Raw genomic sequence first — 20973 nt, 5'->3', positions numbered from 1 at the left:
CCCGGCGGCGCGGTCGCGGCAACCACCCGGCGGTGTGACCCGCTCGGGTCGTGACAGTCGCTGACCGACCGCTTAGTATGTTGCCGCGAGAGATCATCGGCGAGACGGGAGGTGCGCGATGGAGGCCCGGACGCGCTCAGCCCGCGGTGGGTTCCGCGCCGAGCATCCGCAGCACCAGCTCGCCGTACGCCCGACCCAGCTCGGTGGGCGAGGTGCGGCTGCGGTCGGTGTACCAGCGGGCGACGTCGACGCCGAGGGAGAGCACCGCGCGCGCCGCGGTGCGCACGTCGCGCACCGCGAAGTGGCCACTGTCGACCCCGGCGGCGATCACGTCGCGCACCGTTCGCTCGATGCGCCGGCGCAGGTCGGCCACGATCTCGTACTCCCGCTCCGGCAGCGCGGCCAGCTCGTACTGCACCACTCGCGCGACCGTGTGCCGGCGGGCGTGCCAGGCCACGAACTCCTCCACGACCCTGCGCACCGCCCGCGGCGGGTGCTTCTCGGTCGCCGCCACGTCCGCTACCAGCGCCAGCGACTGCTCGTGGCCGCTCCGGCTGATCGCGAACAGCAGCGCGGCCTTCGAGGGGAAGTGCACGTACAGTGCCGCCGGGCTCATCCCGGCCGCGCTCGCGATGTCCCGGGTGGTGGTGGCGTGGTAACCCCGTCGGGCGAACGACTCCACCGCCGCGAGCATCAGCCGGCGGGCCGCGTCGGGGTGGACGTCCGGCCACAGTTCGGCGGCGGGCGAGAGCGACATGCGAGGATTCTAAGCGAGCGCTTACCGCGCTCGCCCGGACGGACAGGAAGGCGGGAACAGTGGACTCGGTGAAGGACCGCGTCGCCATCGTCACGGGCGCCAGCCGGGGCATCGGTTTCGGCATCGCCAGGGAACTGGTCGCCAGGGGTGCCAAGGTGTGCCTCACCGCGCGCAAGCCGGAACCGCTGGCCGAGGCGGTCGCCGAGCTGGGTGGCCCGGACGTCGCCATCGCGGTGCCCGGCAAGGCCGACGACCCCGCGCACCAGGAGGAGGCGGTCTCCCGCGCGGTGGAGCGGTTCGGCAGCCTCGACCTGCTGGTGAACAACACCGGGATCAACCCGGTGTACGGCTCCGTGCTCGACGTGGACGACCAGGCCGCCGCCAAGATCCTCGGGGTGAACGTGCTGGCCCCGCTGGCCTGGGTGCGCCGCGCCCGCGACGCCTGGATGGGCGAGCACGGCGGCGCGGTGGTCAACGTCGCCTCGATCGCCGGGATCCGCACCTCGCCGGGCATCGGGATGTACGGGGTGAGCAAGGCCGCGCTGATCCGGCTCACCATGGAGCTCGCCGGTGAGCTCGGCCCGGGCATCCGGGTCAACGCCGTGGCCCCGGCCGTGGTCAAGACGAAGTTCGCCACCGCGCTGTACGAGGGCAGGGAGGACGAGGTGGCCGAGCCCTATCCGTTGAAGCGGTTGGGGGTGCCGGCCGACGTCGCCGGCGCGGTCGTCTTCCTGCTCTCCGACCAGGCCGCCTGGATCACCGGGCAGACGATCGTCGTCGACGGCGGGATCACCATCGGCGGGGGCCTGTGAGCGAGCGTGCGAGCGAACCACTCGACACAGCGGCCTCGGCGAACGCCGCCGACGAGCGCCCACGAGGAGGGGGCGTGAGTCGGGCCGTGGACGCCGTCGCGGGTGCCGGGGTGGTGGTCACCGGCGGCGCCGGGGGCATCGGTGCCGCCCTGGCCCGCCGGTTCGCCGCCGAGGGCGCCCGCGTGCTGGTGGCCGACCTGGACGGCGACGCCGCGCGGGCGGTGGCCGACGAGGTCGGCGGCACCGCGGTCGCCACCGACGCCGCCACCGAGGACGGGGTGGCCCGGCTGGTCGCCGCCGCCCGCGACGCGCTCGGCGCGATCGACGTCTTCTGCGCCAACGCCGGCGTCGCCCCAACCGGGGGACCCGACGCGGCCGAGGCGGACTGGGCGCTGGCCTGGGAGGTCAACGTCATGGCCCACGTGCGCGCGGCCAGGGCACTGCTGCCCGACTGGCTGGCCCGCGGCCGCGGCCACTTCGTCGCCACCGTCTCCGCCGCGGGTCTGCTCACCAGCCTCGGCTCGGCGCCGTACTCGGTGACCAAGCACGGCGCGCTCGCCTTCGCCGAATGGCTGTCGGCGACGTACCGGCACCGGGGCATCACCGTGCAGGCGGTGTGCCCGCAGGGGGTGCGCACCCGGATGCTGGCCGAGACCGGCCCGGCGGGGCAGCTCATCCTCGGCCCTTCGGCGATCGCCCCCGAGCAGGTCGTCGACAGCCTCTTCGCGGCGATGGCCGACGGCCGGTTCCTCGTGCTGCCGCACCAGGAGGTCGCCGGCTACTACGCGACCAGGGCCACCGAGCCCGACCGCTGGATCGCCGGGATGAACAAGCTGCAGCGCAAGATCGAGCAGGCCGGCGGTTGACCGGCGGTGTGCCCGGCCCCCGACCCCGGGCACACCGCGAGACGACCGCCGGGCACGGCCCGGGTGCCGGCGCGAAGGGAGCGTGGCCCCTCGCGCCGCGTGGCTGCTCATCGCGTTCCGGGTGTCGCCCTTCCGGCCGGTGTGCCGCTCATCTCGGTCAGGTAGCGCTCGATCCGCTCGGCGTAGGCGGTGGAGGCGGCCCGCAGCAGGGCCACCCCGGCGGTCAGGTCGCGCTCGAGCCGGGAGGCGCCCGCGGGCAGCGCCGGCGCGGCGGCCGGCACGGCTCGGCCGAGCAGCACCAGCTCAGCGCACACGACCAGCACGAGCAGTGTCGACGCGATCATCCCGATCATCGGGCACCTCCGAACAGTCCAATTGTGATGCCACGGTTCCCCAGTGGCCCGCTCGTGACCTATGCTGCTCCGGGGATTGGACAGGTGGTAGAGCCAATGACAGTAGAAGTGGATCGTTTTCGGCGGGAGTGCTACCGGCGCGGCGCCGAGCTGGCGGGCCTGCTCGGGGACTGGACCGCCGGGCCGGGGCCGCTGTACCGCAAGCTGGCCGACGCGCTCGCCAGGGCGGCCGAGGAGGGCGCGCTGCGGGCCGGGGAGCGGCTGCCCGCCGAACGGGAGCTGGCCACGGCACTGGCGGTCAGCAGGGCGACCGTCGTCGGCGCCTACGACGAGCTGCGCGCGCGCGACGTGGTGGAACGGCGGCAGGGCAGCGGCACCAGGGTTCGGCGTGGCCGCCGCCCGCCGCGCAGTGACGGCCGGGTCCGCGGCGGGCAGGCGGGCCGCATCTTCCAGCGGCTCATCGACGGGCCCGGTCCACTCATCTCATTGGCCTGTGCCGCCGAGGGCGGCGCCGGCGAGGTGGCCGACGCGCTCGACGAGGTCGCGGCGCACGACATCGGCGCCCTGCTCGGCACGCACGGCTACTACCCGCGCGGACTGCCGGCGCTGCGCGAGGCGATCGCCGAGTACCACAGCGCGCGGGGCCTGCCGACCCATCCGGACGAGGTGCTGGTGACCACCGGGGCGCATCAGGCACTGGTCCTGGTGGCGGAGGTCTACCTGCGCCGGTCCGCCACCGTGGTGGTGGAGTCACCGAGCTGGCCCGCGTGCCTGGACGTGTTCCGGGCGCAGGGCGCCGAGCTGGTCCCGGTGCCGCTGGACGGCGAGGGGATCGACCCTCGGCCGCTGGCCGCCGCGCTCGCCGAGCACGAGCCCGCGCTGCTCTACGTGATGCCGACCTACCACAACCCGACCGGGCTGATGACATCCGAGGCTCGCCGGCGGCGGGTGGTGGAGCTGGCCGCCAAGTGGGACGTCCCGGTGCTGGAGGACAACGCCTACGCCGGGCGGGCGCTGGCCCCCGACGCCGTCGACCTGCCGCCGCTGGCCGCCTACGCGCCGCCCGAGGCGGAGGTGGTGACCGTCGAATCGCTCGGCAAGGCGGTGTGGGGCGGCCTGCGGGTCGGCTGGGTCCGCGCACCGGTGGAGCTCATCGAGCGCTGCGCGCGGCGCAAGGCACTGGCCGACCTGGGCACCCCGGTGATCGACCAGGCGGTGGCAGCCCGGCTGGTGCCGCGGATGGGGGAGATCTCCCGCCGGCGCGCGGTCGACCAGCGGGAGCGGTTCGCGTTGCTCGAGCGGTTGCTGCGGGAGCGGCTGCCGGAGTGGACCTGGCGGCGGCCCGACGGCGGCTCGTCGCTGTGGGTGGCGCTGCCGGGGGAGAGCGCGGACGTGTTCGCCCAGCTCGCGCTGCGGCACGGGGTGGAGGTGATCCCCGGGTCGGCCATGGACCCCACCGGGGCGCACGACAACCACCTGCGGATCCCGTTCACCCACCCGCCGGAGGTGCTGGCGGAGGTGGTGGACCGGCTGGCCAGGGCGTGGACCGAGCTGCGCCGGCACGGTCCGCGAGACGTCCCCCGGCTGCACCCGATCGTCTGAGCCGGGCGCGGTGTCGTGACCGGTCGGCCACCATGCCCGCCGGTATCCTTCGCTGGATGCGGGGCGGCGGGGGGCTCGTGGTGGATTCGCGGTGGAGAGGAGGGGCGTGAACGAGCAGGGGAGCGGCCCGGTGAGCGCCGGCCAGGAGGAGACGGTGCCGAGACGGCTGCTGGCGGTGGCGACGCGGCTGTTCGCGGAGCGGGGCTTCGACCGCACCTCGGTGCAGGAGATCGTCGCGGCCGCCGGCGTCACCAAGGGCGCCATGTACCACTACTTCGACTCGAAGGACGACCTGCTCTACGAGATCTACGGCCGGATCCTGCGCGAGCAGACCGAGCGGCTGGAGAAGTTCGCCGCCACCGAGGCACCGGTGCGCGAGCGGTTGGTCGCGGCGGCCTCCGACGTGGTGGTGAGCAGCATCGCCAACCTGGACGACACGAAGATCTTCCTGCAGTCCATGCACCAGCTCAACCCGGACAAGCAGCGGGCGGTGCGGGCCGAGCGGCGGCGCTACCACGAGCGGTTCCGCGCCCTGATCGAGGAGGGCCAGCGGACCGGCGAGTTCCGCACCGACCAGCCCGCGGACCTGGTGGTGGACTACTTCTTCGGCGCGGTGCACCACCTCGGCTTCTGGTACCACAGCGACGGAGCGCTCTCCGCCCGGCAGATCGGCGACCACTTCGCCGACCTGCTGCTCGGCTCCCTACGCCCATCCGCCGCCTGAACGCCTTCCAGCGCCCCTACTGCCGCCAAGGCCCCATGGTCGCGTTGAGCGCCATCGAGGGGCGTTGAGCCCCGCCGCGGACGATGGCGTGGCCCGCGCGGTAGGGGAGCGTCGAGCGAGCACAGTGACGCGCGGCGTCTTCGTTTGGGCTGGTGGGGGGGCGGGCGTCCGCCACCAAGGGAGCCTTGATGGCGGACACTCGATCAGGCGGGGAGGTCGACGAGGGTGGCCAGGGTGGCGCGGTGCCGCCCCGGGGTGCCGAACGCGAGCTGGTTCGCCTTGGCGCGCTTGAGGTAGAGGTGGGCGGGGTGCTCCCAGGTCATCCCGATCCCGCCGTGCAGCTGGACGCACTCCTCGGCGGCGTGCACCGCGACGCTGGCGCAGTACGACTGGGCCACGGCCACGGCGATCGGTGCCTCGTCAGCGGTCGGCTCGCCGACGGCCAGCGCGTCGGCGGCGTGCCGGGCGGCTGCCCGCGCCCCGACCAGCTCCAGGTACACCTCGGCCAGCCGGTGCTTCACCGCCTGGAACGATCCCACCGGCCGGCCGAACTGGTAGCGCTGCCCCACGTAGCGCACGGTCTCGTCCAGGCACCACTGCGCCACGCCGAGCTGCTCCGAGGCCAGCAGCCCGGCGCCCGTGCGCAGCGCGGACTCCACCGCCGCGGGAGCCTGCTCCGGCCCGGCGACCCGGCGCGCCGGCGCCTCGGTCAGCGTCACGTCGGCCACCCGGCGGGTGAGGTCGAGCGTCACCCGCTCGGTCACGGTCACCCCCGGCGCCGCCGCCTCGACCACGTACAGCCCGGGCCCGTCCTGGTCGACGGCGGGCACCACGAGCAACTCGGCGACTGAAGCGTCGGCGACGCTGCCGACCCGGCCGGTGAGCACCCCGCCGGCGGCCCGCACCGGCAGTGGGGGTCCCCCCGCCAATGGGGGTCCCCCCGCCGGTGGGGGTCCCCCCGCCAGTGGGGGCGTAGCCGGCGGGGGAGGGGGCGTAGCCGGCGGGGGAGGGAACGCGGCGCCGGGTGCCGTGGTGAGCGGAACGGCCAGCGCACCCACCAGTTCACCGGCGGCCAGCCGCGGCAGCACCTCGCCGGCCGGCCCACCGCCGGCACCCGCGGCGAGCAGGGCGGACGTCGCCAGCACCGTGCTGCCGAGGAACGGCACCGGCGCCACCGCGCGACCCAGCTCCTCCAGCACCACGGCGGTCTCCCGCACCGAGGCGCCGTGCCCGCCGAACTCCTCGGGCACCGCCAGCCCGGCGGCGCCGACGTCGGCGGCCAGCGTGCGCCACAGGTCCAGGTCGTAGGGCTCGGCCGACTCGACCCTGGCCAGCAGCGCCTCCGGGGCGCACCGGTCGGCCAACAGCTCGCGGACGCTGGCCCGCAGGTCGGTCTCCACGTCCGAGTACAGCAGGTCGGTCATTTCGGCAGGTCCTTCCAGGCCACGTCCTTGTCCACCCGGGGCTCGGCGGGCAGGCCGAGCACGCGCTCGGCGATGATGGTGCGCAGGATCTCGGATGTCCCGCCCTCGATCGAGTTGCCCTTCGCCCGCAGGTAGCGGTAGCCGGCGTCGCGGCCGGTGAAGTCGACGATCTCCGGCCGGCGCAGCGACCAGTCGTCGTAGTGCAGCCCGTCGGCGCCGAGGAGCTCGACCTCCAGCCCGGACAGCTCCTGGCTCAACCGTGCGAAGGCGAGCTTCATCGCCGAGCCCTCCGGCCCGGGGCTGCCGGCGGCGAGCTGCTGGCGCAGCCGGATCCCGGCGAGCCGGAACGCCTCGGCCTCCACCCACAGCCGCAGCAGCCGGTCGTGCAGCTCGGGGGTGCGCTGCTCGGGCCGCTCCCGCCAGGTCCGCGCGACCACCCCGACCATGCCGCCCTCGCGGGGGACCGGCCGGCCGCCGATGGCCACCCGCTCGTTCATCAGCGTCGCCTGCGCGACCCGCCAGCCCTCACCGACCGCGCCGAGCCGGTGCGCGTCCGGGATCCGCACCCCGGTCAGGAAGACCTCGTTGAACTCGGCCTCCCCGGTGATCTGCCGCAGCGGCCGCACCTCGACGCCGGGGTCGGTCATGTCGCAGACGAAGTAGGTCAGCCCCTGGTGCTTGGGCACGTCCGGGTCGGTGCGGGCGAGCAGGATCGCCCACCGCGCGGTGTGCGCGGTGGAGGTCCACACCTTCTGCCCGTCGACCACCCAGTCACCCCCTCCCCCGCCGTTACGTGTGGCGCGGGTGCCCACCGCGGCGAGGTCGGATCCCGCGCCCGGCTCGCTGAACAGCTGGCACCACACCTCCTCGCCGGTCCAGAGTGGACGGAGGAACCGGGTGCGCTGCTCGGGGGTGCCGAACCGCAGGATCGTGGGCGCCGCCATGCCGAGCCCGATGCCGATCCGCCGCGGGTCGTTGTCCGGCGCGCCGGCCGCCGCCAGCTCGGCGTCCACGACGGACTGCAGCTCGCGCGGCGCGTCGAGGCCGCCGAGTCCGACCGGGAAGTGCACCCAGGCCAGCCCCGCGTCGAACCGGGCGCGGAGGAACTCCAACCGGTCGGTGGTCGCCGGGTCGTGCCGCTCCAGCAGCTCCCGGACCCGGTCCCGCAGGCTCGCCGCGTCGATCGTGATGCCCTCGCGTTCCGTCACGAGCTGGCCTCCTCCGCGTACGGTGCCAGCTCCCGCCGGGCCAGCGACCTCTTGTGCACCTCGTCCGGCCCGTCGGCGAGCCGGAGCATTCGCGCGGCGGCCCAGAGCTGGGCGAGCGGGAAGTCCTGGCTGACCCCGGCGGCGCCGTGCAGCTGGATGGCCTTGTCCAGGATCCACTCCACCGACGCCGGTGTGGCGATCTTGATGGCCTGGATCTCGGTGTGCGCGCCCTGGTTGCCCACGGTGTCCATCAGCCACGCGGTCTTGAGCACCAGCAGCCGCATCTGCTCGACCCGCACCCTGGCCTCGGCGATCCAGTCCCGCACGACGCCCTGCGCGGCCAGCGGCCGGCCGAACGCGACCCGGCTCACCGACCGCCGGCACATCAGCTCGATCGCCCGCTCGGCCATCCCGATCAGCCGCATGCAGTGGTGGATCCGCCCAGGGCCGAGCCGCGCCTGGGCGATGGCGAACCCGCCGCCCTCCTCGCCGATCAGGTTCTCCGCCGGCACCCGCACGTCGTCGAACACGATCTCGGCGTGCCCACCGTGGTCGCCGTCGTCGTAGCCGAACACGGTCATGCCCCGCCGGATCGTCACGCCCGGGGTGTCCCGCGGGACGAGGATCATGCTCTGCTGCCGGTGCGGCGGGGCGTCCGGATCGGTCTTGCCCATCACGATGAGGATCCGGCAGTTCGGGTTCATGGCGCCGGAGATGAACCACTTGCGGCCGGTGATGACGTAGGAATCTCCACTGCGGACGATGCGGGTGGCGATGTTGCGCGCGTCGGAGGAGGCGACGTCGGGTTCGGTCATCGCGAACGCCGAGCGGATCTCGCCGTCCAGCAGTGGCCGCAGCCACTGCTCGCGCTGCCGCTCGGTGCCGAACAGCGCGAGCACCTCCATGTTCCCGGTGTCCGGGGCGGCGCAGTTGAGCGCGGTCGGGGCCAGCTGCGGGCTGCGCCCGGTGATCTCGGCCAGCGGCGCGTACTGCAGGTTCGTGAGCCCCGCACCCAGCCCACCGACCGTGGAGGCAGAGTGCCGCTCGCCGGGGAGGAAGAAGTTCCACAGCCCGCGCCGCCGGGCCTCGGCCTTGAGCTCCTCGACGACCGGCACGCTCGTCCACGGGTCGGCGCGCGCGGCGAGCTGCTCGGCGAACACCGGCTCGGCCGGGTAGACGTGCTCGGTCATGAAGTCGAGCAACTCGGCCCGCAGCTCCTCGGTCCGGCTGTCGTAGGTGAAGTCCATGCGCTGCTCCTTGCGGTGGCGGGCGGCCGGCTAACGGCCCTGCTGGCGGTGGGTGCCGTCGAGGACGGCATTGCCGTGGTCGATCAGCGGCCACACGCCGCGGCCGATGTCGGCGAAGCCCTCGCCGACGGTCTTGCCCTGGCTGAACCGGAAGTGGATGCCCTCGAGGATCACGGCGAGCTTGAAGAACGCGAAGCCGAGGTACCAGTCGAGCGCGCGGAGGTCGCGGCCGGAGCGCTCGGCGTAGCGGGCCACCACCTCGGCGGCGTCGGGGTAGCCGGGGGCGGTGGCGGCGCTGGAGACGATGTCCAGGTCCACCGCGCCCCGCTCGGCGTAGGCGAGCAGCAGCGCGACGTCGGTCAGCGGGTCGCCGAGGGTCGACATCTCCCAGTCGAGCACCGCGGTGATCCGGTCCCGCCCGTCGACGAGGACGTTGTCCAGCCGGTAGTCGCCGTGCACGATCGCCGCGGGTCCCGACTCGGGGACGGCGGCGGCCAGCCGGTCGTGCAGGGTGTCGATGCCGGGTAGCTCGCGGCTGCGCGAGGCGTCCAGCTGCTTCTTCCACCGGCGCAGCTGCCGCTGCAGGTATCCCTCCGGCCGGCCGAAGTCGGCCAGCCCGACCGCCGCCGGGTCCACGGCGTGCAGCTCGGCCAGCGTGTCCACCAGCGCCAACCCGATGGCGTGGGTGCGCTCGGGGCCGAGCGCCGCCAGCTCGTCGGCCGACCGGTACGGCGTGCCGGTGACGTACTCCATGACGTAGAACGGGGCGCCGATGACGTCCTCGTCGGGGCAGAACAGCAGCGTGCGGGGAACCGGCACCGACGTCGCGTGGAGGGCGGAGATGACCCGGTGCTCGCGGGACATGTCGTGCGCCGTGGGCAGCACGTGGCCGAGCGGGGGCCGGCGGACCACCCAGCGGTCGTTGTCGTCGGTCACCAGGTAGGTCAGGTTGGACCGGCCGCCGGCGATCACCTCGCCGCGCAGCGGGCCGGAGACCAGGCCGGGTAGCTCGGCGTCCAGCCGGTCCCGCAGGTGGGCCAGGTCCAGGCCGGGCGGGTTCTGCGCTGCCATCCGCTCTCCTCGTTCGCGTCTCGGGTACCGACTGGCCGTTGTACCGGCTCACTGTTGTACCGACTGGTCGGTATGTTACCGCCGGTCACCCGTCCGCCGGGGTGACCTGACTCTCGCTCAGCCGATCAGCCGGGCCACCGTCTCGGCCACGCAGGCCGGCTTGTCCTCCCCGTCGATCTCGATCGTCCAGCGCACCATCGCCTGCCGGCCCCGTGGCACCTCGGTCACCTCGACCAGCTCGGCACCGGCCCGCACCCGCGAGCCCACCCGCACCACCTGGGGGAACCGCACCTTGTTCAGCCCGTAGTTGACCCCCATGGTCAGGTTGTCGACGCGGTAGACCTCGGCGGCCAGCATCGGGATCAGCGACAGCGTGAGGTAGCCGTGCGCGATCGGCGCGCCGAACGGCCCCTTCGTCGCCCGTTCCACGTCGACGTGGATCCACTGGTGGTCGCCGGTGGCGTCGGCGAACAGGTTGACCTGCTCCTGGGTGATCGTGTGCCACTCGCTGTACCCGAGGTGCTCGCCGACCGCGTCGGCGAGCTCGTCGAGCCCGGAGAAGACCCGCACGTGTGCTCCTTCCCGCTCGCGGTCAGTCCTTCGGCCCGCCGGCGACGTAGATGACCTGCCCGGACACGAACGAGGCGTCGTCGCTGACCAGGAACGCGGTCACGCCGGCGATGTCCTCCGGCTGGCCCACCCTGCGCACCGGGATCTCCTGCGCGGCCGCCTTCTGCATGTCCTCGAACGACACCCCGAGCCGCTCGGCGGTGGCCCTGGTCATGTCGGTGGCGATGAACCCGGGGGCGATCGCGTTGGCCGTGACGCCGAACTTGCCCAGCTCGATGGCCAGCGTCTTGGTGAGGCCCTGCAGCCCGGCCTTGGCGGTCGAGTAGTTGGCCTGCCCCCGGTTGCCGAGCGCCGACGTGCTGGACAGGTTGACGATCCGGCCCCAGCCCTGCTCGGTCATGTACTTCTGCGCCGCGCGGCTCATCAGGAACGACCCCCGCAGGTGGACGTTGATCACCGAGTCCCAGTCCTGCTCGGACATCTTGAACAGCAGGTTGTCCCGGGTGATGCCGGCGTTGTTCACCAGCACGGTCGGCGGGCCCAGCTCCTCGGCGACCCTGCTGACCGAGGCGTCGACCTGCGCGGCGTCACTGACGTCGAGGCCCACGCCCAGTGCCCGCCCGCCGTCGGCGGTGATCGCGTCGGCGCCCGACCGGCAGCCCGCCTCGTCGAGGTCGAGCAGGGCGACGGCGAAGCCCTCGGCGGCGAGCCGGCGGGCGACGGCCGCGCCGATGCCGCGGGCGGCGCCGGTGACGATGGCGACCCGGGAAGGGGATGGGGACACGTGCTCCTCCTCGTGGACCTGGGTGACGCCGCGGCTAAGCGGGCGCTTAGGAACTACCGACGGAAACTACCCGACCCGGGCTCGTAGTCAAGCGCCGTCACCGCACCGGAGGGGTCGCCAGCGGCAGTCGGCGGGACACCGCCGTGCCGGGCGAGGCCGAGCGCCAGCGCCGCGACGGCCAGCACCTCGGTGAGCGCCATCAGCCGCTCGACCAGCCCCAGCGGGAGTGCCCGCCACCACGGTTCTCCGCCGGCGAGCCACCGCGCCACGGCCGCCAGGATCAGCCCGAACCACAGCAGCGACAGCACGCCGAGCGCCTGCACCACCCGCCGGCGACCGGGGGAGTGGGCGAACGCGGCACGCGCGGCGGCGATCACCGCGACCGGCAGGCACACGAACGCGACGACGCTGGCCCACCGGTGGATGCTGCCGGCGACGCTCGGCCCCACCGCCCAGTCGGTCTTGGGGAACGCGACGACGGCGAGCAGGCCGAGCGACCACAGCGTGCCGAACACGGTCGCCGCGGAGATCGGCCGGACCAGCCGGCGCCGCACCAGCGCGGCGAACGCGACGGCCGATCCGGCGGCCACCAGCAGGACCGCCAGGTCGAACAGCCACTTGTTGCTGGTGAGCCCGTACTCGCTGATCGTCCGCCGGGTCGGGCTGATCGCGCTGGTCGGCGGCAGCAGTTGGAGAAGGACCATCAGCGCCACGCCGGTGGCGAGCCCGGCGAGGGCCAACCGCGGCAGCAGCGCGGCCGCCCGGCCGCCGACGGTCGTGTCCCGCGCGGTCACCCCCGTCATCGGCCGCCCTTCCCGGTCGTCGTCCGGCCCGCGGATCGATCCTGGCATCCGGGAGGCCACAACCGGGTGAAAGCGGACTATTCCGTCACGACCTGGTTCAGCACCCTGCGGAACGCGACCGTGTCCACGGTGGAGGGCTCGACGGCCAGCCACCCGCCGAGCCGGCGCACGAACTGCTCGGGGGTCATCGGCGGCACCACCATGCCGGTGGTGTCCCCGACGGTGAGCTCGCCGGCGCGGCTCGGGTAGACGACCACCGCGGCACGGACCTCGACGTGTGGCAGCAGCTCCCGGAACGCGGCGACCGCGTCGTCGAGCGTGCTGCCGCCGCCCCGGAACCGGTGGTCGTCGCGCCACAGCTGGCCGGACTCGTCGGTCGTGTAGTGCCCCGGCAACCACATCCTCGACTCGACCAGCACGAGCCGCCGGCCGCACAGCACGGCGTGGTGCACGTCGGCGAACACCGAGCCGGGTGGCGCCAGCCCGTGGAAGATCCGGGCGCCGGGCAGCCGGGTCAGGTAGCGGGCGATCAGGTCGGCGGTGAGCCGTTCGGCCAGCTCGTCGGGCTCGCCACCCGGACGGCCGAACGTCGTCCGGGCGCCGAACCGGGCGGCGAAAGCGCGTTCGGTACGGGCCGCCGCCAGGTACCAGCGGGTCAGCCGGACCACGACCGCGGCCGTCGCGATGGTGAGCAGCAGCCAGACGACCAGCCCGGTGGGGGAGAACCGGACCCCGAGCGGCCACGGCAGCGCCAGCAGCGCGAGGCCGGTCAGCGCGGCCAGTGCCGGCGCGTGCCCCGGCCGGCGGCGGGGCAGGTGCCGCACCCGCTCACCGGGCTCGACGTCCCACCACCAGTGGATCGTCTCCGGCCGGAGCCGGGGTGGCGGCGGCACGAAACCGGGGTCCTCGCCGAAGCGGCGGCGCCGGCCGCGCGAGCGCGGCGCCGACCGCGCGGGGCTGGGCACCGGCTCGGGCTCGGGGACCGCCGGCTCCTCGTCGACGTCGGCCGGGTCGACGTCGGCCGGGTCGTCCCGGTCGTAGTCGGCCCGCCGCACCGGGTCGGCGAGCGTCTCGTACGCCTCGCGGAGCAGCCGGAACGTGCCGGCGGTGCCGCCCGTGTCCGGATGCAATGCCTTCGCCAGCGAGCGGTACGCCGACTTGATCTCGGCCGGCGAGGCGTCCCGCTCCACGCCGAGCAACTCGTAGTAGTCGACCCCGTGCACGATCTCGGTGTCACCTCCTGCCGGGCAGCAACCCTATGGGGTCGCGTCGACACGGCACGCACCGACACGGCACCGGTTCGGGCGGTGTGCCGGCTACGGCCGGCCGGGCTGATCTTCGGCCCGATGGTTCGCGTGATGTTCGGCGGGACCCCGCTGCCGGACGTACCGTGGAGGGAGATCGTCGCGAGGAGGCCGCGATGGACCGGCGCCAGATGCTGTCACTGATCGCCGCCGTGGTCGTGGCGCTGGGTGGCCTGGGCCTGGTCGCCGTCCTGGTGTTGGTGCCGCGCGGCGACCCGCCGGCCGCGCCGCCGGAGCCCGCGCCGCCGCCGACCACCACCGAGGCGCCCCGCCAGCAGGGGGTGGTCGTGGTGAAGATCGACAACGAGCGTCCGGCCCGGCCGCAGACCGGGCTCGCCGCCGCCGACGTGGTCTACGTCGAGCCCATCGAGGGTGGCGCCACCCGGCTGGTGGCGGTCTACTCGGCGCCGCCGGACGTGGTCGGCCCCGTTCGGAGTGTGCGGGAGTCCGACGTGGACCTGCTGGCGCAGTACGGCCAGCCCGTGTTGGCCTTCTCCGGGGCGGCACCGGAGCTGAGGGACCTGGTCGAGCAGGCGCGGCTGGTGCCAGCCACGGAGCTGGAGACGCCGAAGGCGTTCTTCAGGGACCGGGGTCGAGCGAAGCCGCACAATCTGTACGTGCGGCCGGCGCGGTTGCCGGAGCCGCCACCGACGGAGGTCGAGCAGGTGTTGCGCTTCGGGCCGGCGCCGGCCGGTGGTGAGCCGGTGACCGAGCACGTCGTGCGCTACCCGTCGGCGACCTACACGTTCCGTTGGCTGTCCGAGCCGGGACGGTGGTCGGTGGCACTGGACGGCAGGCCGATGGAGTCCACCGAGGCCGGCCGGATCGCCGCGGCCACCGTCGTGGTGCAGCACGTGACCCAGCGGCCGGGTCTGGTCGCCGAGGACGCCGCGGGCGCGCCGTCGCCGGTGGTGGAGACGGTGGGGGAGGGGCCGGCCGAGATCCTCCGCGACGGGGCCCGCTTCGCGGCGACCTGGTTCCGCCCCTCGGCCACCGAGCCGACCCGGTTCACCACGGCCGACGGCACCCCGCTGCCGCTGGCCGAGGGCCCCGTGTGGGTCCTGCTCGTCCCGCGATGAGGCGGTGCTGGCCGGCTGTGCGATGGGTGTCGACGGATGTGAGGCCGATCACGTCGCCGGATACTACCGGTACCCCATAGCGTCGTCGGCACGGACGGCCGGGCCGACGAGGGCGCGGCCGGCACAGGAAGGGAAGCCGACATGGCCGGGAAAGCCGCCAAGACCGCGGGACTGCTGGTCGCCGCGACCGGTGCCGCGCACTTCGCCGCGCCGCAGCTGTTCGAGAATCTCAGCGCGTCGCTCTTTCCGGAGGACACCCGTAGCTGGGTGTACCGCAACGGTGCCACGGAGGTGGCGCTCGGCGCAGCGATCGTCGGGCGGCGCACCCGCAAGCTCGGCGTGGTCGGGCTCCTCGCCTACGGCGGATGGCTCGCCTCCCGCGCCGCAGCCCAGCGCTGACCCCCGCCGTGTTCGCCGCCGACGTCCGCGTGTTCGCCGGCGGCGTCGCCGTGTTGGCCTCGCAGGGCGCCAACACGGCGACCGGAGCGGCGAACACGACGGTCAGCTGCCGGGGTGGATCCGGAGGACGGCGGCGCCCGGCGGCAGCGTGCGGGGGCGGCCGCCGTCGAGCACGACGAGCCCGAAGCGGCCCGGGTCGGGTAGGCGCTGGCCGGTGCGGAAGAAGCGGAACTGGCCGGGGTCGGCGGCTTCCGCGGTCATCGCGGCCTCGTCGTCCGCGGTGGGTGGCCGCGCCTGGGACGGTGGACCGTTCCACGGTGGTGGCGGGACCGGCGGCGCCGGTGCCGGGTCGTGCCGGGGGAGCGCGGGGCCGGCGACGTACCAGGCCGTCAGGCCGGGGGTGGTGAAGCCGGCCGCGAGGATGCCGGCGGTCCCGCTGACCGTGCGGATCGCGGGGTAACCGATGGCTTCGTGGCCAGCGGGGTATTCGGTGGCTCCGCGGGTGGCGGGACGCCCGACCGACGGGTGGGCGGCGGCGACCTCGGTTTCGCCCCCACGGTGCACCCTGCGCAGGGCGTCCCCGATCGGTCCGGCGAGGTCGCTGGCGGCGACTCCGGCGAGCGCGGCGGCCTCGCCGGGTGGCAGCGGGCGGTGCGGGTCGGGCCGGCGCAGCGGCCACCGGGGGAACACCGGTTCCGGCCATACGTAGTCGGTGAACGGGCCCGCGAATCCGAGCTCGGCGGTGTAGTGCGCCGGGTCCTTGTCGAGCAGCGCGGCGCGGTGACTGGTGTGCAGGCCGGGGGAGCCCAGCCACGGTGGCAGCAGGCCCTCGGCCCGAAGGTACTCCCAGGTGGTGGGCTCCGGACCGGTGTAGGCCCGCAGCTGGCCGGCGACGCTGTCGCGGTGTCCGCGGTGGACCCACTCGGCGCACACCGCCTCTCCGTAACCGACCAGGGCACGGGTGAAGCCGCGCCACATCGCGACGGCGGGATGGCGCTTCCACGCGTACGTCGGCCACACCAGGGCGCGCAGGATCTGGAACACCTCGACCCGTTGCTTGCCCAACCGGCGCGAGTCGAGCGCCCGCGCGCTGCGCGCGAAGGAGGCGTGGGGCAGGAACGTCTGCACGGGTCGCCTGCTACCCCCTGCGCCCGCTGGCCAACCGCGAGCCGCCCGACCGGGGGCCGACGTCGGCCTGCCGGCGCATCGTGGGTCGCGCCCGCTGTCCGGCGCGGTGCCCGACCGGTGAGCCCGGGATGCCCCGCGGCGCGGCCGCGACTGGCTGACCCCGGGACTGCCCACGGGGTGCGGTGCCGCCTCGCCCTCGCAACCCCCGTCATGATCGAAACCAGGCCCCCGGTACGTACCCCCACCCGCTCCTGGGGGCCGGCCCCGTCTCCAGTTTCCCGCTGGTCAGGGCGCTGGACGGGGGTGGCCGAAATCTGTGGCTGCCTTTTGGGGGGTGTGGACAACCGGGTGGCCGGCGCGCTGGCGTCCTCGGTGCCGCCACCGTGGCGGATCACCGCACATCGGGATCACCGCACGCCGCGGGGGCGGAACTGCACGCTGATCCGCGGCCCGACGGGCTTGGCGGTCTTGGGCACGGCGTGCTCCCAGGTGCGCTGGCACGACCCGCCCATCACGATGAGGTCCCCGTGGCCCAGCGCGTGCCGCACGGTGGGCCCACCGCCGCCGCGGGGGCGGAGCAGCAGCGGGCGCGCCGCGCCGAGCGACAGGATCGCCACCATCGTGTCCTCGCTGCTGCCCCGGCCGATCGTGTCGCCGTGCCAGGCCACGCTGTCCCGGCCGTTCCGGTAGTAGCACAGCCCCGCCGTCCGGAACGGCTCGCCGAGCTCGGCGGCGTAGCACTCGCTCAACGCCGTCCTGGCCTCGACGAGCAGGGGGTCGGGCAGCGGGTCGTCCTCGCCGTAGAAGCACAGCAGCCGCGGCACGTCCACCACCCGGTCGTACATGTGCCGCCGCTCGGCGTGCCACGGCACGGTGCCCACCAGCCGGTCGAACAGCACGTCCGCCCCGGTCAACCAGCCCGGCAGGACGTCGATCCAGGCGCCCCGGCCGAGCACGGTGCGCCGCGCCCGGGACAGCGGGGCGAACCCGGTGGTCCCGGTCGCGTCGAACAGCGACCCCTGCAACGGACCGGACATGCCCCGAGCATACCTCGTGATCGAACGTTTGTTCCCACTGAGCGGCCGGGTGGGCTGTTCCGGGTGGTGGCGCGCATCCGCGCCGGCCGCGATCTCAGCCAGGGGGTCGTTCCAGGAAGGCGAGGGCGTCCCGCCAGGTGGCGGCGGCCTCGTCGGGCGCGTAGCGGGGATCAGTGGGGTCGAGGGCGAAACCATGGTCCAGGTCGTCGAAGACGACAGCGGTTCCGAGGCCGCTGCCGCCGTCGAGTGCGACACGCAGTCGACGGAGCGCATCCGCCGGCGTGAGTGGGTCGCGTCCCCCGTAGCAGCCTCGCCACCGGGTGGACAGTCTCGCGGCCAGCACCACCCCGGCCGGCATGCCCGGCCAGTACGGCTCGAGCAGGCCACCACCGTAGAACGTGACCGCCGCGTCGATGTCCAAGGCGGCGGCGGCCCAGAGCGCGACGGCACCGCCCATCGAGCACCCGAGCACGCCGACCCGCGGGGCACCCTCGACACGCAACCAGCCGATCGCCTCGGCGAGGACCTCTCCGATACCAGCGACCTCGAGACCGTCACGCCAATGGCGCGCCTGCTCGTCACTCGCCGGGCCCTGCGGACGGTCCACTTCGGCGTAGAAGTCCGGCACGGTGACCAGGAACCCGGCCGCGGCCAAGGCGCGTGCCGCGGACAGCAGCGGCGTGGTGATTCCCCAAATCTCGTGGCACACCACGACACCACCACGCGCCCGCCCCGGCGGCCGGAACACCATGTCTCGGTGCTCGTGTCCCGTCACGACGCGACCGCCGCCGGTGCGCCGGCGTCATCGAGCTCGATCACGGGAAGGACGTTACAAGCTCAGGACACACACGGAGTACACAGGGAACGGGTGTGCCTCGAGTGGGGCCCGGTCGTGGTCGGCGTCAACGCCGGGGCGCCCACGGGTTCGACTCGGGTGTCGTGAGATCGGCGCCGGACCGCCAGCCGGTGCCCAGCCCGTGCAGCGTCACCATCCTGCTGATGTCCGACGGCGTGACGATGCCGGCCAGCCTGTCCTCGTCGAACACCAGGGCCCTGCCGTCGGTGCAGCCGTCCATCCGCGCGAGCAGCCCGGTGATCGGCTCGTCCGGCTCGGCCAGCGGCACCTCCCCCGGTGGGCAGGCGACGTCCCGCAGCAGGGTGGCGTCCCGGTCCTGCGGCCGCACCGAGCGCAACCGGTTGAGCGTGACCATCCCCTGGAACCGCCCCGCCGGGTCGAGGATCGGGAACGCCGAGTGCCGGCGGACCAGCGCGACCTCGCGCAGGAACTCGCTCACCGCCACGTCCCCGTCCACGGTGTCCGGGTTCGACGTCATCACGTCCCGCACCCGCAGCCCAGCCAGCGCGGCGCCCAGCTCGGCCTGCCGCTCCTCCGCGGTGGCGACGTTGACCACGAACAGGCCGATCAGGATCGCCCACAGCCCACCGCCGAACGTGCCGACCAGCAGCTGCACCGCACCGTAGCCGATGAGCAGGAAACCGAAGACCCGCCCGGCCCGCGCGCTCCACACCGTGGCCCGGTGCCGGTCGCCCCGCCACGCCCACAGCGCCGCCCGCAGGATCCGCCCTCCGTCCAGTGGCGCGGCGGGGATCAGGTTGAACACCGCGAGGATCACGTTGATCAGCGCGAGGTAGGACAGCACCGCGGTGACCAGCAGGTCGACGTCGGCGGCTCCGGCGGCCAGCGCGAGCGCGCCGAACACCACCCCGGCCACCAGGCTGACCAGCGGGCCGACGCCGGCCACCCGCAGCTCGATCCCGGGTGTGCGGGCCTCCCCGCGCAGCTGCGCCACGCCGCCCAGCAGCCACAGCACGATGTGGTCCACCTCGAGCCCGTTGCGCTTGGCGACCAGCGCGTGGGCCAGCTCGTGCGCCAGCAGCGACACGACGAACAGCGCCGCGGCCACGACCCCGGCCAGCAGATAGGCGCCCGCGGAGTAGCCGGGCAGCAGCCGGGGCCATCGGGCGAACGCCAACAGGGTGACCAGGATCGCCACGATCCCGAGCACGCTCCAGTGCACGCCCACCCGCACGCCGCCGAGGCGGCCGAGCCAGACCGTCGCGGTCACGGTCGTTCCTCCGTCCGGTCGGAGAGTCGGTTCGCGTGGCGGATACCCCGCGGCCCCGCCGGCGAACCGGACGGCCGGGGCGACGCCACCGAACCCGCCGTTCGTCGCTGGTGCGGTTCCGGGAGCCGGCCTAGAACGGGGCGATGGACACTCCCAGACCGACACCATCCCCGAACGGCACCAGCCGCCGCGCGTTCCTGTCCGCCTCGGCCGGCGCGGCCGCCGCCACCACGCTCACCACCGCACCCACCGCGGCCGCCGAGCCGGCCATCCACCCGCCGTTCGAGCATCGCCCGCCGGGACGGCCGGCGACCCCACAGCGTCCCGACCCGGCGCTGCGCCGCCTGCTCGCCGCCGTCGACGCCCGGCGCATCGAGGCCGACGTGCGGCGGCTCGCCGCCTTCGGCACCCGCCACACTCTGTCCAGTCAGGACGATCCGCGGCGGGGCATCGGCGCCGCCAGGGACTGGCTGTACGAGCGGTTCCGCGCCGCCGCCGTGGGATCGGGCGGCCGGATGACCGTGGAGCTGCAGTCGTTCGTCCAGCCACCCGCGCCGCGGGTGCCGACGCCCACCCGGATCACCAACGTCGTCGCCACCATCGCCGGCACCCGCCACCCCGACCGCGTGCACGTCGTCAGCGGCCACTACGACTCCCGCGCGTCCGACCCGATGGACGCGACCAGCGACGCGCCCGGCGCCGACGACGACGCCTCGGGCGTGGCGGTCGTGCTGGAGCTGGCCCGGCTGCTGGCCCGCACCCCGCTGGAGTCGACGGTGGTGCTCGCCGCCGTCGCCGGCGAGGAGCAGGGCCTGTACGGCGCCGCGCACCTGGCGGAGACGTTCGTCGCCGCGGGGACCGACGTGCGGGCGATGTTCACCGACGACATCGTGGGCAGCAGCACCGCCGAGGACGGCAGCAGGGACCCGCGCACGGTCCGCCTGTTCGTCGAGGGCGTGCCCACCGCGGAGACCCCGGAGGAGGCGGCGATCCGGCGCGCGGTCGGCGGGGAGAACGACTCGCCGTCGCGGCAGTTGGCCCGGTTCGTCACCGACGTCGCCGCCAACGCCGCCACCGGCATGCGGGTGCGGGTGATCTACCGGCGCGACCGGTTCCTCCGCGGCGGCGACCACATCCCCTTCCTCGAGCGGGACTTCCCCGCCGCGCGGTTCACCGAGCCGCACGAGGACTACCGGCACCAGCACCAGGACGTGCGGGTGGTCGACGGCGTCCAGTACGGCGACCTGCCCGAGTTCTGCGACTTCGACTACATCGCGCGGGTGGCCAGGGTGAACCTGGCGACGCTGTGGTCGCTGGCCCAGGGGCCCGGCGCGCCGACCGGTGTCGGCATCCGCACCGAGCGGCTGACCAACGACACGGAGTTGGTCTGGGATCGTGGGCCGGAAGCCGACCTCGCCGGCTACGAGGTGGTGTGGCGGGAGACCACCGCGCCGGACTGGACCCATGTCATCCCCGTCGGCGACACCACGTCCGCGGTCGTGCCGCTGTCGAAGGACAACGTGTTCTTCGGCGTCCGCGCGGTGGACCGGGACGGGCACCGCAGCCCGGTCACCTTCCCCGTCCCCCGGAGGGAGTGACGCGGCGCGTGAACCCCGGCCCGCCCGGGTATGCCGTTCGCGGCGGACGGCGAACGGGAGGTGCTTTCCGCTGCCGGCACACACCGGGGAACGGGCCCGGGAGAGCGGACGGTTCCACTG

The 20973-nt window shown here is 74.3% G+C and carries 21 protein-coding genes; 7 read left to right on the top strand and 14 right to left on the bottom strand.

Annotated features, from left to right (window positions below; genetic code table 11):
• Nucleotides 1-136: 136 nt before the first annotated feature.
• Complete coding sequence (locus BM051_RS21190) at nt 137-757, bottom strand: TetR/AcrR family transcriptional regulator (protein ID WP_092533267.1); 621 nt, start codon at nt 755-757, stop codon at nt 137-139.
• A 59-nt stretch (nt 758-816) separates the two neighbouring features.
• Here BM051_RS21190 and BM051_RS21185 point away from each other — a divergent pair, with 59 nt between their 5' ends.
• Both BM051_RS21185 and BM051_RS21180 read left to right on the top strand, forming a co-directional pair.
• Nucleotides 817-1569 (top strand): SDR family oxidoreductase, encoded by a 753-nt coding sequence (locus BM051_RS21185; RefSeq protein WP_092533264.1) that lies wholly within the window; start codon nt 817-819, stop codon nt 1567-1569.
• 74 nt (nt 1570-1643) lie between these two features.
• Nucleotides 1644-2435, top strand: a complete 792-nt coding sequence (locus BM051_RS21180) for an SDR family oxidoreductase (RefSeq protein WP_092533261.1) — start codon at nt 1644-1646, stop codon at nt 2433-2435.
• A gap of 107 nt (nt 2436-2542) precedes the next feature.
• On the opposite strand, the gene BM051_RS21175 is transcribed toward BM051_RS21180, so the two are convergent.
• Nucleotides 2543-2788 carry a hypothetical protein gene (locus BM051_RS21175; protein WP_092533258.1) on the bottom strand — a complete coding sequence of 82 codons (246 nt, stop codon included), beginning with the start codon at nt 2786-2788 and terminating at the stop codon, nt 2543-2545.
• A 96-nt stretch (nt 2789-2884) separates the two neighbouring features.
• Between BM051_RS21175 and BM051_RS21170 the strand changes: the two genes are divergently transcribed.
• Together BM051_RS21170 and BM051_RS21165 are read left to right on the top strand one after the other, a co-directional pair.
• Nucleotides 2885-4390: an aminotransferase-like domain-containing protein gene (locus BM051_RS21170; RefSeq protein ID WP_092533255.1), complete on the top strand. Its 1506-nt coding sequence runs from the start codon at nt 2885-2887 to the stop codon at nt 4388-4390.
• 106 nt (nt 4391-4496) lie between these two features.
• Complete coding sequence (locus tag BM051_RS21165; protein ID WP_092533252.1) at nt 4497-5114, top strand: TetR/AcrR family transcriptional regulator; 618 nt, start codon at nt 4497-4499, stop codon at nt 5112-5114.
• A 203-nt stretch (nt 5115-5317) separates the two neighbouring features.
• Here the strand turns inward: BM051_RS21165 and BM051_RS21160 are convergent, their stop codons facing one another.
• The 8 genes from BM051_RS21160 to BM051_RS21125 all read right to left on the bottom strand — a co-directional run bounded on the left by BM051_RS21160 (nt 5318) and on the right by BM051_RS21125 (nt 13444).
• Nucleotides 5318-6538, bottom strand: coding sequence for an acyl-CoA dehydrogenase family protein (locus BM051_RS21160; RefSeq protein WP_092533249.1), 1221 nt, complete (start codon nt 6536-6538; stop codon nt 5318-5320).
• Complete coding sequence (locus BM051_RS21155; protein ID WP_208325995.1) at nt 6535-7728, bottom strand: acyl-CoA dehydrogenase family protein; 1194 nt, start codon at nt 7726-7728, stop codon at nt 6535-6537. The genes BM051_RS21160 and BM051_RS21155 overlap by 4 nt, the downstream gene beginning before the upstream one ends.
• Nucleotides 7729-7742: 14 nt before the next feature.
• The gene (locus BM051_RS21150) at nt 7743-8993 is read right to left on the bottom strand and encodes an acyl-CoA dehydrogenase family protein (RefSeq protein ID WP_092533246.1); all 1251 of its coding nucleotides are present in this window, start codon (nt 8991-8993) and stop codon (nt 7743-7745) included.
• 30 nt (nt 8994-9023) lie between these two features.
• Nucleotides 9024-10064, bottom strand: a complete 1041-nt coding sequence (locus tag BM051_RS21145) for a phosphotransferase family protein (RefSeq protein ID WP_092533243.1) — start codon at nt 10062-10064, stop codon at nt 9024-9026.
• A gap of 117 nt (nt 10065-10181) precedes the next feature.
• Complete coding sequence (locus tag BM051_RS21140) at nt 10182-10634, bottom strand: MaoC family dehydratase (protein WP_092533240.1); 453 nt, start codon at nt 10632-10634, stop codon at nt 10182-10184.
• 22 nt (nt 10635-10656) lie between these two features.
• On the bottom strand, nt 10657-11418 hold the full coding sequence (locus BM051_RS21135) for a beta-ketoacyl-ACP reductase (protein WP_092533237.1): 762 nt from the start codon (nt 11416-11418) through the stop codon (nt 10657-10659).
• Between the two features lie 53 nt (nt 11419-11471).
• Complete coding sequence (locus tag BM051_RS21130) at nt 11472-12269, bottom strand: DUF998 domain-containing protein (RefSeq protein WP_243859681.1); 798 nt, start codon at nt 12267-12269, stop codon at nt 11472-11474.
• A gap of 29 nt (nt 12270-12298) precedes the next feature.
• A complete protein-coding gene (locus BM051_RS21125; RefSeq protein WP_092533232.1) occupies nt 12299-13444 on the bottom strand; it encodes a J domain-containing protein in 1146 nt (381 codons plus the stop codon).
• Between the two features lie 197 nt (nt 13445-13641).
• Here BM051_RS21125 and BM051_RS21120 point away from each other — a divergent pair, with 197 nt between their 5' ends.
• Nucleotides 13642-14604, top strand: a complete 963-nt coding sequence (locus BM051_RS21120; protein WP_092533229.1) for a DUF3048 domain-containing protein — start codon at nt 13642-13644, stop codon at nt 14602-14604.
• 141 nt (nt 14605-14745) lie between these two features.
• A complete protein-coding gene (locus tag BM051_RS21115; protein WP_092533226.1) occupies nt 14746-15003 on the top strand; it encodes a hypothetical protein in 258 nt (85 codons plus the stop codon).
• Between the two features lie 102 nt (nt 15004-15105).
• Here BM051_RS21115 and BM051_RS21110 read toward each other — a convergent pair whose 3' ends face one another.
• The 4 genes from BM051_RS21110 to BM051_RS21095 form a co-directional block, all read right to left on the bottom strand.
• Nucleotides 15106-16131, bottom strand: a complete 1026-nt coding sequence (locus tag BM051_RS21110) for an MSMEG_6728 family protein (protein ID WP_092533223.1) — start codon at nt 16129-16131, stop codon at nt 15106-15108.
• A 407-nt stretch (nt 16132-16538) separates the two neighbouring features.
• Entirely contained in the window at nt 16539-17168 is a 630-nt protein-coding gene (locus BM051_RS21105; protein ID WP_092533220.1) for an alpha-ketoglutarate-dependent dioxygenase AlkB family protein, read from the bottom strand.
• 94 nt (nt 17169-17262) lie between these two features.
• Entirely contained in the window at nt 17263-17943 is a 681-nt protein-coding gene (locus tag BM051_RS21100) for a dienelactone hydrolase family protein (RefSeq protein WP_134046282.1), read from the bottom strand.
• A 127-nt stretch (nt 17944-18070) separates the two neighbouring features.
• Nucleotides 18071-19255 carry a site-2 protease family protein gene (locus tag BM051_RS21095; RefSeq protein ID WP_092533214.1) on the bottom strand — a complete coding sequence of 395 codons (1185 nt, stop codon included), beginning with the start codon at nt 19253-19255 and terminating at the stop codon, nt 18071-18073.
• A 143-nt stretch (nt 19256-19398) separates the two neighbouring features.
• Here BM051_RS21095 and BM051_RS21090 point away from each other — a divergent pair, with 143 nt between their 5' ends.
• Nucleotides 19399-20853 carry a M20/M25/M40 family metallo-hydrolase gene (locus BM051_RS21090; RefSeq protein WP_092533211.1) on the top strand — a complete coding sequence of 485 codons (1455 nt, stop codon included), beginning with the start codon at nt 19399-19401 and terminating at the stop codon, nt 20851-20853.
• Nucleotides 20854-20973: the final 120 nt, after the last annotated feature.

The sequence above is a fragment of the Amycolatopsis arida genome (genome assembly GCF_900115565.1).
Classification (GTDB): domain Bacteria; phylum Actinomycetota; class Actinomycetes; order Mycobacteriales; family Pseudonocardiaceae; genus Yuhushiella; species Yuhushiella arida.
Note: the sequence above shows the minus strand (reverse complement) of the source record. Positions and strands in the feature narration are given on the sequence as shown.